The sequence below is a fragment of the Acetobacter oeni genome, from assembly GCF_011516825.1.
Taxonomy (GTDB): domain Bacteria; phylum Pseudomonadota; class Alphaproteobacteria; order Acetobacterales; family Acetobacteraceae; genus Acetobacter; species Acetobacter oeni.
Window position 1 is genome coordinate 82,659 of record NZ_WOTA01000014.1, and the last position, 15,045, is coordinate 97,703.

11 protein-coding genes and 3 pseudogenes are annotated in these 15,045 nt (G+C 56.4%); 8 read left to right on the plus strand and 6 right to left on the minus strand.

What is annotated here, in order from left to right; genetic code table 11:
* Nucleotides 1–13: 13 nt before the first annotated feature.
* The 5 genes and pseudogenes from GOB90_RS10775 to GOB90_RS10790 all read left to right on the plus strand — a co-directional run.
* Nucleotides 14–745: pseudogene (locus GOB90_RS10775) on the plus strand (IS5 family transposase); the annotation flags it as partial.
* A 13-nt stretch (nt 746–758) separates the two neighbouring features.
* Nucleotides 759–1,093 (plus strand): annotated as a pseudogene (locus tag GOB90_RS19790) (ATP-binding protein); the annotation flags it as partial.
* 181 nt (nt 1,094–1,274) lie between these two features.
* Complete coding sequence (locus GOB90_RS10785) at nt 1,275–2,162, plus strand: aliphatic sulfonate ABC transporter substrate-binding protein (protein ID WP_146887650.1); 888 nt, start codon at nt 1,275–1,277, stop codon at nt 2,160–2,162.
* Between the two features lie 12 nt (nt 2,163–2,174).
* Nucleotides 2,175–2,453: a hypothetical protein gene (locus GOB90_RS19200; protein WP_242011945.1), complete on the plus strand. Its 279-nt coding sequence runs from the start codon at nt 2,175–2,177 to the stop codon at nt 2,451–2,453.
* Nucleotides 2,444–3,496 (plus strand): NtaA/DmoA family FMN-dependent monooxygenase, encoded by a 1,053-nt coding sequence (locus GOB90_RS10790; protein ID WP_242011955.1) that lies wholly within the window; start codon nt 2,444–2,446, stop codon nt 3,494–3,496. The genes GOB90_RS19200 and GOB90_RS10790 overlap by 10 nt, the downstream gene beginning before the upstream one ends.
* Before the next feature lie 331 nt (nt 3,497–3,827).
* On the opposite strand, the gene GOB90_RS19205 is transcribed toward GOB90_RS10790, so the two are convergent.
* The 6 genes and pseudogenes from GOB90_RS19205 to GOB90_RS10805 form a co-directional block, all read right to left on the minus strand.
* Complete coding sequence (locus GOB90_RS19205; protein ID WP_242011946.1) at nt 3,828–4,532, minus strand: hypothetical protein; 705 nt, start codon at nt 4,530–4,532, stop codon at nt 3,828–3,830.
* The gene (locus GOB90_RS19210; protein WP_306309438.1) at nt 4,496–5,185 is read right to left on the minus strand and encodes a TonB-dependent receptor domain-containing protein; all 690 of its coding nucleotides are present in this window, start codon (nt 5,183–5,185) and stop codon (nt 4,496–4,498) included. Before GOB90_RS19210 ends, GOB90_RS19205 begins: the two co-directional genes overlap by 37 nt.
* A gap of 529 nt (nt 5,186–5,714) precedes the next feature.
* Nucleotides 5,715–6,053 (minus strand): annotated as a pseudogene (locus GOB90_RS19215) (TonB-dependent receptor plug domain-containing protein); the annotation flags it as partial.
* A gap of 15 nt (nt 6,054–6,068) precedes the next feature.
* Nucleotides 6,069–6,197 (minus strand): hypothetical protein, encoded by a 129-nt coding sequence (locus GOB90_RS19515; RefSeq protein ID WP_260175958.1) that lies wholly within the window; start codon nt 6,195–6,197, stop codon nt 6,069–6,071.
* 409 nt (nt 6,198–6,606) lie between these two features.
* Complete coding sequence (locus GOB90_RS10800) at nt 6,607–7,323, minus strand: GntR family transcriptional regulator (protein ID WP_242011947.1); 717 nt, start codon at nt 7,321–7,323, stop codon at nt 6,607–6,609.
* Between the two features lie 210 nt (nt 7,324–7,533).
* Nucleotides 7,534–8,796: an NAD(P)/FAD-dependent oxidoreductase gene (locus GOB90_RS10805; protein ID WP_242011948.1), complete on the minus strand. Its 1,263-nt coding sequence runs from the start codon at nt 8,794–8,796 to the stop codon at nt 7,534–7,536.
* A 418-nt stretch (nt 8,797–9,214) separates the two neighbouring features.
* Between GOB90_RS10805 and GOB90_RS10810 the strand changes: the two genes are divergently transcribed.
* From GOB90_RS10810 to GOB90_RS10820, 3 genes are all read left to right on the plus strand, one after another.
* Nucleotides 9,215–11,620: a TonB-dependent receptor gene (locus tag GOB90_RS10810; protein WP_242011949.1), complete on the plus strand. Its 2,406-nt coding sequence runs from the start codon at nt 9,215–9,217 to the stop codon at nt 11,618–11,620.
* A gap of 2 nt (nt 11,621–11,622) precedes the next feature.
* Nucleotides 11,623–12,945, plus strand: coding sequence for an MFS transporter (locus tag GOB90_RS10815; protein ID WP_146887658.1), 1,323 nt, complete (start codon nt 11,623–11,625; stop codon nt 12,943–12,945).
* Between the two features lie 267 nt (nt 12,946–13,212).
* On the plus strand, nt 13,213–14,535 hold the full coding sequence (locus tag GOB90_RS10820; RefSeq protein ID WP_146887660.1) for an LLM class flavin-dependent oxidoreductase: 1,323 nt from the start codon (nt 13,213–13,215) through the stop codon (nt 14,533–14,535).
* Nucleotides 14,536–15,045: the final 510 nt, after the last annotated feature.

A 15,045-nucleotide genomic window follows, 5' to 3' on the forward strand; every position in this document is an offset into this window, starting at 1 on the left:
GCCTGAGCGCCAGATGGGATTGATTAAGCCCTAATTTTCTTCTGGCGCATGGAGTTCCGCGGGTGGATGACCGTCGTGTTCTGAGCGGGATTGTTTACGTGCTCCGCAACCGGCTTCAGTGGAAAGACGCACCGAAGGCGTATGGCCCGCACAAGACCTTATTCAATCGCTTTATCTGCTGGAGCCGCCTGGGCGTCTTTGACCGGATCTTTGCCGCCCTGACAGAACAGGCAGGCCGGTCGAAGCGACTGATGATTGATGCGATCCATCTTAAAGCGTACAGGACGGCAGCGTCCCTGCTTAAAAAGAGGCTTTTCTCCGCCATATCGGACGGACAAAAGGTGGCCTGAATTCAAAGCTTCATGCTGTTTGCGATGGCCAGGGGCGACCTGTTCGCCTTTATCTGACCGCAGGTCAGGTCGGTGATTTCAAAAAAGCCGATGTTCTGCTGGCGGATCTGCCGGAATAAACGGAGGAAATGACCGGCGGCCGGAGATATGACAGTAACAAAACCAAACTGTCTCTCGCGGAACAGAATATCACAGCCTGTATTCCACCGAAGAAAAACCGGAAATCAAAGCTGGCTTACAACCGGCATCTGTATAAGAAGCGCCACCATATCGAAAACATGTTCGCAAAGCTGAAAGACTGGCGACGGGTGGCAATCAGATATGACCGCTGCGCTCATACCTTCATGGCCGCAATCCACATCGCTGCAAGCTTCATCTTCTGGCTCAAGGAATGAGCCTGGCAGGGACGAACTCCTCGACGTCAAGCATAATGTCGTTCTCGTTGGAGCACGGGGACCGGAAAAACCCATCTGCCCGCGACCGTTGGCCGGAGCTGTACGGCGCTGCCAGTTCTTCAGCGTAGTCGATCCGGTCAACCGGCTTGAGACTGACAGCCGGGCCGCAAGGGCAGCCGTCTATACGAGCAGACCTCAGTCATCGTCACTACAAACCTGTTCTTTGGTGAATGGGCCAGCGTATTCACGGACGCCAAGATGACCACGGCACTGCTCAATCACCTACCCCACAACTGCGACATCATCGAAACAGGCGACGAAAGCTGGCGATTCAAAAACCGTAACTGAGCCTGCCTCCAGATGTGCACCAGTCCTTAGCTGTCTGGGGTTAATATTGCATGCTGATTGACAGGGCGGCGGCCAACCCGAACTCTGAAATATATCAATTTCAGACTTTAAAATTACTTCCTTTATCGTCCGGCAGTTTACCTGTTGAAGCTATCCTGTGTATTTACAGCAGAGAACCGTCATGCCCATCAGTCGCCGTGTTTTACTTGCCGGTTTACTCTCGGCCTCCGGCGCATATTTTCTCCCGAGGCATTCCGTCCGCGCGGCGTCGGGCCTCACGACCGGCATCGTGGTTCCGTTGCAATGGAGTCTGTTCGCCGGCGCCCCCATGCTGATTCAGGCGCTGACGGCCGATGCGGTGGATGTCGGCGTGATCGGCGATGCGCCTCTTGTTTTCGCTCAGGCCGGAGCAAGCCCGATCAAAGCTGTCGCGGCTATTCAAACGGATGGGACGATGACGGCGGTCATTGTGCGTAAAGACAGCCCCATACGCAGCGTGAAGGATCTGAAAGGACGGTCCGTCGCGACGCTGAAAAGCCAGACCGGACATTATCTGATGCTTGCCGCTCTGCGTGAGGCCGGCCTGCGCGACGACGATGTCCGTTTTGTCTTCATTCCGCCTGCCGCTGCAAGAATGGCCCTACAGACTGGCAGCGTCGACGCGTGGGCGACCTGGGGGCCCTACATCGCCGAAGCTAAAATCAATGACGGCGCCAGGGAAATCGTCAATGGCGGGCATCTGATGAGTGGTCTGAGCTATGTCGTGGCGACGACAGCCGAGCTTCGCACGCGACGCGACGACATCATCGCCTATACCCGACTCCTGCGCGACGGACACCAGTGGATGCTGACCCACGAAGAGGATTACGCGACGGCCTGGGGGAAAGAAACCGGTCTTTCACTCCCCGTGGCGCGCGAAGTTGTCCGGACCATGAAAGCTACCGTTACGCCGATTGATCCGGCCATCATACAAAAACAGCAATTCGTTTCCAGCTTCATGACCGAAACGAAGATGATCCCGGCCACGCTGGATGCCGGCAACGTGGTTGATTCATCCGTGACATTCTGAGGATCTTTCGCAATGACAATATCGCGCAGCGAGCGGGTTCCCTTTGTGCTGGGGACCTATCTCACCGGTTCCGCGACGAATGGCGATGCCTGGCGCGTACCGGGCGAAGACACAGATGCCGACCTGGAGTTCAGCCGCTATCGCGATTACGTCTCGCTCCTTGAAAAAGGCCGGTTCGACGCGATTTTTCTGTATGACAACGTTCTGCCTGTACGGACCCTTCCGCCGTTGCCCGCACGCCGGCCCTGTCGCGCTGGGATACGTTCACCCTGCTGGCCGCGCTGGCCGTAACCTCCTCCCATATCGGCCTGATCGGCACGGCATCGACGACGTTTAATGAACCCTACAATATTGCCCGCCGCGTGGCTTCGCTCGACCGGCTGAGTGGCGGGCGGGCCGGATGGAATGTCGTCACGGCCACCGGCGGCGGTGAAAACTTCAACCTTCCGTCCCATGTCGATCATGCGCTACGCTATGAGCGTGCTCATGAGTTTGTTGATGTTGTCAGAGGATTATGGAAGAGTATTGAACCTGACGCATTCATTCGCGACAAAGAAAGTGGTATCTGGCTTGACCCGGCACATGTGCATCCGCTGAACCACAAAGGACGTTTCTTCCGGGTCACCGGGCCGCTGAACGCGCCACCGCCCGTTCAGCATCCTCCGGTTCTCGCGCAAGCGGGGGCCTCGGGGGCGGGCAAGGAACTGGCCGCCCGTGTCGGTGAGGTTATTTATACCGCCGAATACAGTATCAGTGCCGGTCGCGACTTCCGTGATGACATTCTCGACCGGGCCGCGCGTTATGGGCGGGATGACAGGCACATCCGGATTCTGCCTGGCCTGGCGCCAATCATCGGATGCACGGAAACCGAAGCGCGAGAGAAATTCGAGCGCTATCAGAACTATCTCGACAAGCCTGAAGTGCTGCGGGCGATCTCATCCTATTCCAGTCTTGGAACAGATTTTTCTCTGTGGCCGGAAGACAGGCCCATTGAACTGGATGCCGTTGCGGAAACGAACAGCCACAAGAGCCGTCAGTCCCTGATCGTAGAGTGGATCCGGGAAACGCGACCGACAGTCAATGACGTTCTGCGGACGTTTACACGCGGCGGACATCGTCTTCTCGTCGGCACGCCGGCGTCTGTCGTGGATGAAATGGAGGAATGGTACCGAACCGGCGCATCGGATGGATTCAATATCATGTTTACGTCTTCCCTTGACAGAATCATAGATTTTTTCGAACTTGCGATTCCTGAGCTGCAACGACGTGGCCTGACTCAGGCGACATATGCCAGCCGCAATCTGCGGAAAAACCTCCGGATTCCACCGACATAAAAAATGGATATCAATTTCGTTCTGCATTACAGCTTTCTGTCATACACAGCGAAGAAAATGGATGTTCGCCTGATATCGGCGATGAGTAATGGTCGCTGATTATTCTGTATCTTCCGCCGATGCAGAAAGATATGGAGGGGCGGCATCATGATCCTCAGGTTAAGGGCCAGCGAACAGCGGTGACCGGACATTCCATCGACGCAGAACAGCGGAATGCGGGCAACACCGTGGAGAACTGTTGGGCTCCCGGATATTGCCGACCTTGTATTAGGGATAACCGGGCAAAGGTTATTCGCCCGGCTGACGCATTTATGATTTTCCGGGCGGATTTTTACAGCTGCAAATCGGCTCGAAAGTAGTAAAAGCCTCCTTCTTCTGAAAGCTGCTGGCTGCTCGTATCGTATTTGTTGTTATTATAGTCGGATGTATCGACCGGCACGCGGCTCGGGTAAGCATTGCCTATATTATTGCCACCGAGAGCCAGATGCAGCTGAGGCAGGACCTGGCAACCAACTTCGAGATTGGTCACGAAGCGCGGCTTGTTGACCTGCTCATAGAAGACAGAGTTCGAAAATGCATTTGGACCAGGCACGTAGGTCAGATCTGAAATCGTATGACCGTAGCGGATCTCATGCACAGTCACATCCCATTTTCCCCGGTGCCACGTGCCGCCAAAGATGAGTTTATTGGACGGATTTTCTGTGGAGATATAGTTGATCTGCTGCGCATCAAGAATGGTATTCCCATTCCCGTCTTTTGCGATATTGCTGACATTCGTATGATTGAAATTGACTGCGGCGTCCCAGATGAATTTACCAATATTTCCGAAATCCATTGTATAGCGCGCCGTGATGTCCAGACCTGTTGTGCGTGTGGTGACGCCATTTGTAAAATACTGTGCGCTGACTGCGCTGGGATCGGATGCGAAACCGCTTGTATCGATACCTTCTGACGCGTAGGCGTTGATAGCTGCCTGGCCATTGTACACGCCGCCGTCAACTATGCGATGCTTGATCTGAATCGTGTAGGCATCCACGTTGATATGCAGCGAGGGATCGGGTTAAGGATCATACCCGCGCTGAAATTCGTAGATGTTTCGGGACGCAATCCGGTTGATCCTAAGGCGCGGGCAGCGGCGGAATTGGCGACCACCTGACCGTTTGCGTAGTTCGGGCTGACGATGACGGCCGAGAAGTTTTCCTCTGCCAGCGTCGGGGCGCGGAAGCCCGTGCTGGCGGTGCCAAGAAATCCTATATATTTATTGATATCATATCGTGTCGATATTTTTCCGGTTTTGCCGAAGCCGACATCGGAATAATGTTCTATACGTCCGGCCAGATCGAACTGCCATCCCCGTAAAAACTGCGTCGAAAAATCGACATAGCCTGCGGCAACGTGTCTGGAGGCATTGACGCGATCAGCCGGGGTCAGGCCCTGATAGCCCTGGGCGCCGCTCCCGTAGCTGTAAGAATCCTCTTCTCCCTGATGAATCGAGTAAGTTTCGCGTCGGTACTCCGCGCCAAATGCGATGTTCAGTGGTCTGTAGAAAACCGGGATGTCGACGGGGCGGCGGATATCGAGGTTGTTGGTCCATTGCTGGTTGGCGTACGTGCCCAGGTAAAAGCGCGTCGGGGTATAAGCCGGTGGCGGCGTATTCGCCTGCGTTGGCGGAGTTATAATCGCTGAGATTGTCGTGGTCGCCGCCTATGGTTGAACTGAGATCCCAGTCCAAGCCGGCCAGTTTCTTGCCGCGCACGCCGGCAATTATACCGTAGTCGTTTTCGGGCATGGTCTCCACGGGTTCGAAACCATTGGGGTAGACGGCCGACAGTCCGTCCACGGCCGTGGCACTCGGTGCGCGCAAATAGGCCCAGCGCTCGGCATCCCGATGGGTAAATGTGCCGAATGCATAAGTCTCGATCTGATCAGTGACATGATAGCCGAAATTTCTGGCGATCGTTTCCCGGGTCACCTGTGGCTGGCCCGTCGCGAGGTCATTATTCTGGCCAGTGCGCGGATCTATGCCGGTGCGCTGCGTGCGGTCCTGGTGTTTGTATTCCGCACTCAGGTTAAAAAACCCCTTGTTGTTCAGATTAAAGCCAGCATTGAAGTTTTCACCGGTGGTGAAGCCGTCACCGGCGTAGTAGCCGCCATTTGTCGATTGCAGGTGGAGACCATGATTGGTGGATTTGAGAATAATATTGATTACGCCGGCAATGGCGTCGGAACCGTACTGGGCTGCGGCGCCGGCCTGCAGAATTTCAATATGACCGATCGCGGACAGGGGTAACATGTCCAGATCGACCGGCGTTGTACCTTGCTGGGACCCCGGATCGACGGTGACAGCGGCGGTTGTGTGTCGTCTCTTGCCATTGATGAGCACCAGGGTCTGATCAGCATTGAGGCCGCGCAGACTGAGTGAATCCACGATGGAACCCTGATCGGAGCCATTGACCTGGCGGCTGATGGACGGAGAAAGCTGCACGAGGGCTTCGCGAATATCCGTCATCCCGGTGATGCGCGGCTGATCCCCCCCGATAATGGTAATCGGGCTTGCGCTCTTTTGTGCCGTCTATGACGGATCACGGGTGCCGGTTACGATGACCTGCTCGACCTCTTCGGTACCTGCCTGACGCGCGTGAGGCAATGCGTGAAGAACGGGCACCGCATGTGCTGACGGGGCGGCGGCTTTCGGCGGCATGGGCTGAGGATATCAGGAAACCTGTGAATGACAGATATGGGATTATAGTTCGAATACGCAACGCAACTGCCCCTCATGTGTTTGGTGCGTATCTTTGTGGAAAATTACCTTTTAATAATAAAAAAAATCATGCGCCAGATTAAGAAGATGAATTATTTCGATAATAGAATATCATTAACTCAATACAAAACTAAACACATAAAATATATTTTCACACGGTATCATTAATACATCTTCTTTACTTAGATTTTACCCGATCAGTGGGAAATGACTATGCGGATTGTGATTTACCGTTTTCGCTGATGGATATAGCCCGGTTTCATGGTAGCGGTCTTCAGATCGTGTTCCGGAAACGGGAGCGGCCGGACCGTCGTACATAGCAGCCTTGTAACGTATGAGTATCTGGCGGCTATTCCCGCTCTTTCTTCTTCCGTCTTGCGCGCAATCCCGCGGAACGCTCGCTCACATCGATTGCCGCACGCAGATGGCTGATCATCTCTGCCTTCACCACATCCTCTTTGCGCCGGACAAGCGCATCGGCAATACGCCTGTGCTCAGCGATCGTGCCGTCGACCGAGTATTCCTGAAGTGAGACCAGATTACCCACTTTGGAAAACCAGATCTGATCGTAACTGACCTCAAGCTGATGCGTCAGAAGCCGGTTATCGCCTCCATTCGCAATAGCCACGTGAAACAGCGCATCCAGGCGCTCGTAGTCGTAGAAACGCTTCTGATCAGCCGCCTTCTGCTGCTCATCGATAATAGAGCAAATCTGCCGTAGCATCTCATCGCTTGCCCGGCGGCAGCACAGGACAACCGTGCTCGCCTCGATCGCCTCCCGGAATTCATACAACTCGCGAATACGTTCCAGCGGGGGTTGCACAACCGTATAAAACCGGCCTTTTCGTCCGATCAGATTGTCCTGATGCAGTCTTTGCAGGGCCTCACGGACCGGCGTTCGGCTCACTCCGTATCGCGCGGCAATCTCATTTTCCTGGAGGACAGCTCCTCCCGGCGTTCTGTCATTGATCAGATCCTGGCGAAGAATGAGATAGAGTTCCTCTCCGGTATAATGCCGCTTTACCGCACCATCCTCCGCCGTTTCGGGCAGGTCTGTCTTTGTCATGATACCAGTCATTGCCTTATTCACATACGTCACAGACTAACCTCAGAAAAAGCTGTGGCAATGTCATGCCACAATGCCGTCACCAAAGAAGCATGCACTGTGGCATTCGTTCGCATCGAAGTTATGGAACCTTCCTCACGAGGCCATAACAAGCACCAATCAGAAAATGCGCACAGGATTGCTTCCGGAAGATTGAACCCTGTGAAATCCTCAGTCATCGTTCAGATGAAAACGTTCCAGCCGGAACGGCGCTGCGGATGCCGCCGTCGCCTCGCCCATGACGATATCCGCCATCAGCCTGCCGGCAGCCGGTCCGATTCCGAAGCCGTGCGCCGAAAACCCCGTCGCGAGAAACAGACCCTGATACCGTGCGACAGGAGAGAGGACCGGCAGCGCATCAGGCATGACATCAATCGTTCCCGCCCAGGAAGATGCAATCCGCGAGGAACGAAAAACAGGTGAATCTTCCTTAAGATATTCAAACGTCTCCTTCAGCGTTTCGATATCTGGCACCGGATCGCAAGCCCGGAAATCCTCAAACGGGTTAGATTTCTCCGGACCGAACCGTCGCTCAAGCTGCAGCTCTCTGAAAAAGCTCGTCCCGGCCCGAACCCGGAGAAGTTGTTTCTGCTTCAGATAATTCGGGAGATACTGACGCATGAACCGCACTGAATCGGGTGTCACACAGGTCAGCGACGAATTGCGTCGCGCCACCGTGTAACCACCATCCCGCCGCGGTCTCAGACAGTACCGCGTCGATGCCACGTTGACATTGGGCCCGCCCTCGACTGGCGTTGTACGGAGAACCGACGCGGTCACCCGGAGCTGCGGAATGACAATCCCGACTGTCTTGCACAGCCACCGCGACCACGCTCCCGCCGCAATCACGATTTTGTCCGCCGTAACGCGTCCGGTCTCAGTCTCAACCGCACAGGCTCTGTCACCGGAAATATCGATGCGCCGGATTGCATTGCCGGGCACCATGACGACGCCGGCATCCAGAACCTTCTTCTCAAGAAAACGCATGGCCTGATCAGGCTCGATTCCGGCATCACCCGGCGCAAACAGGGCTCCCGCCCAATGCCTCTGAAACTGTGGCAGAAGAGTCGCCGTATCAGCGCTTTCCAACTCCCGGGTATCCAGCCCGCGACCAGCCGCGTGTTTCAGCCAGTTCTTCAGTCCGGCCCATTCCGCCTCGTCACCAGCCAGAGAGACAAGCCCGCACTGCCGGAAACCAAAATCCCCTTCCGCCGCCCACTGGCGCCAGAGTGGCCGGCTGGCCAGAGCCAGTTCCAGTTCCGCCATGTCCTGTCCGATGGTGCGCATCCAGCCCCAGTTCCGACCGGACTGTTCGTAAGCCACCTCTCCCTTATCGAAGACTGCAACCGAAAGCCCCCGCTCCCTCAGGAACAGAGCCGTCGAAAGCCCGATAATACCGGCTCCTGCAATGACGACATCATAATGCCGACTCATATTCTGCTGCGATATCATGACCTGCAGGCTCCGCATCCGTTTCAGGTGTCTCCGACCGGTCCCGCCCTCATATACGGTGTTCCGCATACCGGTTACGGCCAGATATAATCGATATGGGACACTAAGCCCATTTTGGGTATGCTGAAAAGGGGACAGGCAATCGATTCGCTACCGGATAAATATATTTTTCTCTATGTTTTCCAGCCAAATAAGAGAATTATAGATACAACACCAAAACGATATAGACAGGGACAACTTTTTCAGCATACCGTAAAGCCACGTCAGGACGAATACCCCTGCGGTTCTCCTGGCATGACAGACCATTCAGTATGCACGGCGGCCCAATCCTCCTTAGTCCCCACCGCGCCGACAGTGAGGCACTCTCATGTTCCGTTCCGGATTTCGTTCCTTTAGTGTAATGGCAACAGCGTGCACGGGTGCCTCCCTGCTCGCCATCACCATGGCCTCAGCACGGCCGGCACATTCCCGGTATCCGTTACACGGCGGCGCGACAAAGTCGCGCGACACGACGCCGCCCACATCAGCGGGGAAGCAGGTAACGACAAGTCCCGCCCCTCATGCCACCTCTATGCAGGGAGGCAACGAAACCATTGCCGTCCATGGCGCCGTTTCCGCGACCGGAATGACCGGAAGAACGCCAGGCGGCGGCCTGATGGCGAAGCAGACATCACCCTATGCCCGCAATACCATCACGCGCGATTACATCGCATCTCAGTCGCCCACCACCAACGTGCTGAATCTCGTGCGTAATACGCCCGGCGTCGTGGTCGCCAGTGCTGATCCCACCGGCGCCACCGACCGCATGAGCGTTTCCATGCGCGGCATGAATCAGAACGAAATCGGCTACGAATTCGAAGGTATGAACCCTTCGGACGTACTCTATTACAGTCCGGCATCCTCTACCTGGGCCGATACGGAGAACATCGGCTCCATTACTGTCTCGCCCGGATCGCCTGACCTCATGTCGCCGACTTTCAGCGCTGTCGGCGGTCTGATCAGCGCGAAAATGCGCAGCCCGTCAGCAAAAGCCGGAGGTCTCGCGGATTTCACGTTCGGGGGCAATGATCTTGAACGCGAATTCATCCGCGCGGAGACAGGCGAAATCGGACATTCCGGTTTCCGTTCCTACGCTTCGTTCTCCAACACCACCGCTACCAACTGGCGCGGTCCGGGAGGGCTTAACCGCTGGCATGTCGATTTCAAGGGTGAGAAAATCTGGGGCGATGGCAACAGCATTTCTCCGTTTATGTCCTACAACGATGTTACGGAGAGCCTTTACACCTACCCAACCATGGCGCAGTGGCGCGAATATGGAGATTCCTATAATTATGCAAAAAATTTCACCGGGTCGAATACTAATTACTACAAATTTCATCAGTATGAGTGGCGCCACGCCCATGCCAGCGTCCAGACGCATTTCAACCTCGGTCACGGGCTTGAACTGACCGCGACCCCTTACATCTACGATGTCGACGGCACTCTGAATGGTGCCACCACCCTTAGCCAGACCGGCAGCTATCTGGGCAATGAATCCGCCGGGACTCTCCAGTTCCCATCCGGCACGTCTGGCAGTGCCGTGGGTGTTTCAGTCGATCATTTCCGTGAATCGACTTTTGGGTTCAATAGTGCTCTGAGCTGGAAATATCGCCATAACGATCTTTCGATCGGATACTGGTATTCCTATGTGAACTACACTGAAGACCCCTCTTACTCACTGCCGGGCGCCAGCGGCGAGGCAGCAAATCTGTGGGGACAGTATCCCGTTCTGACGCAAAACGGTCAGAGACTTCTCCAGTGGAACGCGCATGTCATCCAGCAGCTCAATGCCATCACGTTACAGGATACGTACCGGGCGTTCGGCGACAGGCTGACCATCTCGGCGGGAATCAAAAACGTTATGATGACGCGGACAGCGACAAATCTTATTCCGGGCGCCACTTACGCAACCGGCTTCAGTGATTTCCAGCCGCTGCCTCGCGTTGCAATCAGTTATCAGATTACGCCCCGAGATCAGATTTACGTCAATGGCACGACGGCTTTTCGCGAGGCAGCCGCTGTCACGCCATCCATCGACATGTTCAGCGTGGCGACCGGTAAGATGACCAGTACCCACTCGGGCTACATCAAGCCGGAATATTCCATTGCGGAGGAAGTGGGTTATCGTCACTACGGTGCATTCAACCTCACTGTTTCTTTGTTCAACTACAATTTTACCAACAGGCAGCTAACCAGCAACTCGCTGGTTAACGGAACGACTATTACCACGTCACTGAGCGGCGGCGGCCAGACCACACGTGGCGTCAGCGCCGAATTCAGCCTTCCCGCCTGGCATCATTTTTCGCCCTATCTGTCCGGACAGTATCTCCACGCGACGATGAATAACAACATCGCTGCCGGTGGCGACTATCTTCCGACAAAGGGAAAAACCGCAGTTCTTACACCGAAGTTCATGGGGTCCATCGGCATTTCCTATGACGATGGAACGCTGTTCGGGAACTTCTCTTTTAACTACGTCGATTCTCAGTACACCACCTTCATGAATGACCAGAGCATCCCGGCCTACAAAACTGCCAATCTCGGCATAGGCTACCGGTTCCACGACGTCGGATTTCTTAAACGACCGCAAATTCAGCTCAATCTCATCAATCTCGGTGACACCCATTATCTTTCCGGTGCCTGGGGTCTGACATCGAATGCCGTCGCCACAAAGGGCGTTTACGGACACACCATCGCGGCCAGCCAGCCAACCTACATCACCGGAGGCAAATTCTCCGGGGTCGTCTCGCTGACCACCGGCTTCTGAGCATGGGACTTCCCGCTGCCATCTCCGCGCTTTCCTCCGACACCTGCCCGCGTCAGGCGTTCGGACACAGGCAGAAACGCACCATTCTGGCCACGACCCTGGGCGGTGCGCTGGAATGGTACGACATGCTGCTCTATGGCATGTTCTCGGTCACCTTCTCACGGCTGTTCTTCTCCACCGGCCAGGGTGGTCCCCTTGCCCTCGCCTTAAGCCTCGGCAGCTTTGGCGTCGCCTTCCTCGTGCGTCCGCTCGGCGCCGCGTGGCTCGGCTCCTGGACAGACCGTCACGGACGCCGCAGCGGTTTGATCCTTTCCTCTGTGCTCATGACGATCGGCACGGGCGCAGTCGCCCTTATCCCCGACAGCCGGACCATTGGCCCACTCGCTCCGGCTCTGCTCGTTCTCTCCCGCATGACGCAGGGCTTCGCCGCAGGCGGCGAGTTCGGCAGCGCGTCTGCCATGCTGGCAGAGCGCGACCCGGCACGCCGCGGCTTTTACGCCAGCCTGCAATGGTCTGCCTCCGGTGTCTCTGTCACCCTCGCCGCCTCTCTCGCATGGTGCGTCCATCACTTCTTCACTGACAGCCAGATCGACGCAGGCGCCTGGCGCCTCCCCTTCCTCTTCGGTCTGCTCATGGGGCCGTTCGCAATCTGGCTGCGCCTGCGCGGAGAAGAGTCGGAAGAATTCATCTGTCAGGAGAACCATCTTCCGCTCACCGAGATTGCCCGAAACGACAAAAAACGTATCCTTCTTGCAATCGGCGTCGTCGGGCTGGGCGCCACCGGCAGCGGCCTGAATGTCTACATGCCAACCTATGCCCGGACTTTTCTGCACCTGTCCGAAACAGGCTCCCTGAGCGGCACAATCGGCTCCGGCCTGCTTTCAATCATCGTGCCGCCATTCTTTGCTTCACTGGGCGACAAGGCCGGACGGCGGATAATGATGATCGTGGCGGCAACCATCGGCGGTCTCATCGCCTGGCCTCTCTTCGCCTGGCTGAGTGCTGCCCCTTCGGCCGCGCGTCTCATTGCCGTTCAGTCAGCTTTCATTTTCTGCATTTACGGCGCGTATTACGCCTCCGTACCGGCTTTGCTGGCCGACATCTTTCCTCCCAGAAACCGTGCCAGTTCCATCGCCCTCTCTTACGCTGCAAGCCAGCTTCTGTTCGGTGGCTTTACCCCCGTCCTGCTCTCCATTCTCACACGGAATTCCGGCCTTCTCAGCATGCCCGGCCTCTGGCTCCTTGCTGTGGCCTCGATGAGCGTCCTGTGCCTTTGTCTTGCAGGACCGCTCATCGGGGAACACCGTGATGGACTCATATCATGACCTGTCTCGCCATCTGTCCAGGCGTCAGCGTCGCTCTTCCGGAATGGACAGAATTTTTCGACCGGCTGATGTCAGATCCGGAGGTCACCGGCTGGAAAGAAGCTAGTGGTTGCATCCGAAGATGATCATCTCGCCCCGTTCCGCCGAAATCTCACGCCTGGCTAAAGCTGCCCACGCAGTCAGCGTCATCCGGGCCGCATCACGCGGAGAGGGGGCTCCCCTCCGGCTACAACTCCGATCGCAGCTACTGATTGTCAGGATCAGCACATGAGCACACGCCGTCTCGTCCTTGGTCTCTCCATGCGCTATCTTGGTTACCATGCCGCCGGGTGGCGCCATCCGGGTGCCAATGCAGCAGGAACAACCTCTTTCGCACATTATCGCACGGTCGCGCAGGCGGCCGAGACTGCCGGTTTCGACCTTGTTTTCCTCGCGGACGGCATGGCTGTCCGGGTCCGCGACGAACCAAAAGGTGCTTTCGCCCAGTCCTCCCAGGTCGCCGATTTCGAACCGCTCACCCTGCTTTCCGCCCTTGCCGCCGTCACCAGCCGCATTGGCCTGGTGGCGACGGCTTCCACGACCTATAATCAGCCCTATTCCCTGGCCAGACAATATGCTTCGCTTGATCTGCTCAGCGGCGGACGCGCGGGCTGGAACGTGGTCACCTCCTGGTCGGATGCCGAAGCCCGCAATTTCGGTCTCGACACGAACCCCGATTATGCTACCCGTTATCATCGCGCTGAGGAATTTGTTGATGTCGTCACAGGTTTGTGGGATTCATGGGACGAGGACGCCCTGCTTCATGACAAAGATAACGCCTGTTTTCTTGATCCCGCGAAACTGCACACCCTGAATCATCAGGGCGACGAATTCCGGGTACGCGGGCCGCTCAGCGTTCCACGCAGCCCGCAGCGTCGTCCGGTCATCGTCCAGGCAGGTGCCTCGGACGCAGGCATGAACCTCGCCGCGCGCACTGCGGATCTCGTCTACACAGCTCCCCAGTCACAGGATGCTGCCATCACCTTCCGCTCGGAGCTCCGTGAGCGTGCCGCTGCATTTGGCCGCGACCCGGACGCACTTCGTGTCCTCCCTGGTTTCGTCCCGTTTACCGGCCTTACCGAAGAGGATGCCCGCGCAGCATCCGGCGAACTCAACGAATTGATTCCCGACGAGCTGGCCCGTCAGTATCTCTACAACCAGATGGGCAACCTTTCCGACCACCCGCTGGACGGTCCCGTCCCTGATCCGCAGGCTGGCGCCTCTGTCGGAAGTATTGCCAGAAACCTCGCTGATATGGCGCAACGGGACAATCTGACTCTACGTGAACTCGCGCGCGTCATCGCCTCTGGCTATGGCGCGCGCGTTGTCGTTGACGCAGGAAAGCATATCGCTGCAGAAATGCTGGACTGGTTCCACAGCGGCGCCGCCGACGGCTTTAACATCTGTGCGCCATTGCTTCCTGAAACCATCGGGGATTTCTACAGACATGTCATGCCGGTTCTGGAAAAGTCCGGCCTTCTGACTGACCGGAATATTCCGACTTTGAGAGGGAGGATTGGCCTCCCGGCCCCGGCGAGCCGCTATGCGTAAAAACGGATTGCCGTGGCATGTTGCATGCACGGCTTAAATACGGTTACCGGTCTTTCCCATTCCATCAGCTATCCATTGCGCGCACGAGATCGATCCCTGCGGTCAGGCGCCGTGTAAGATAGGGTGATCATGTCCTCACACTCCTGCAATTCCGCTGTCTGGGCGATGACGACCTGAAGATAGTCCACGGCGCCTTCACGATACTGGATGGCGGCGAGCTGGTTTGTGCGGGAGGCGTGGAGACAGCTTCGGTCTGCCAGGAGGAAGCGCTTGCCAGAATCACCACGAAGATCACGCCCGCGACCGGAATAAACCAGCGGAAATAGTGTGGGCGGCGCCCGTCAGCGCCTGGCTTTCGATATGTTCGATATCATTGACCGTCGTGGTCAACGCCCTCTGAGTGTCTGACCGAAAATGAGTTGAGTGATTTCAGCGGGTTATGATTCATGGGTTTGCGATAACCTGATGAGATCAAGATGGCCTGGACTGAAATCACCCGAGCGCAGTATC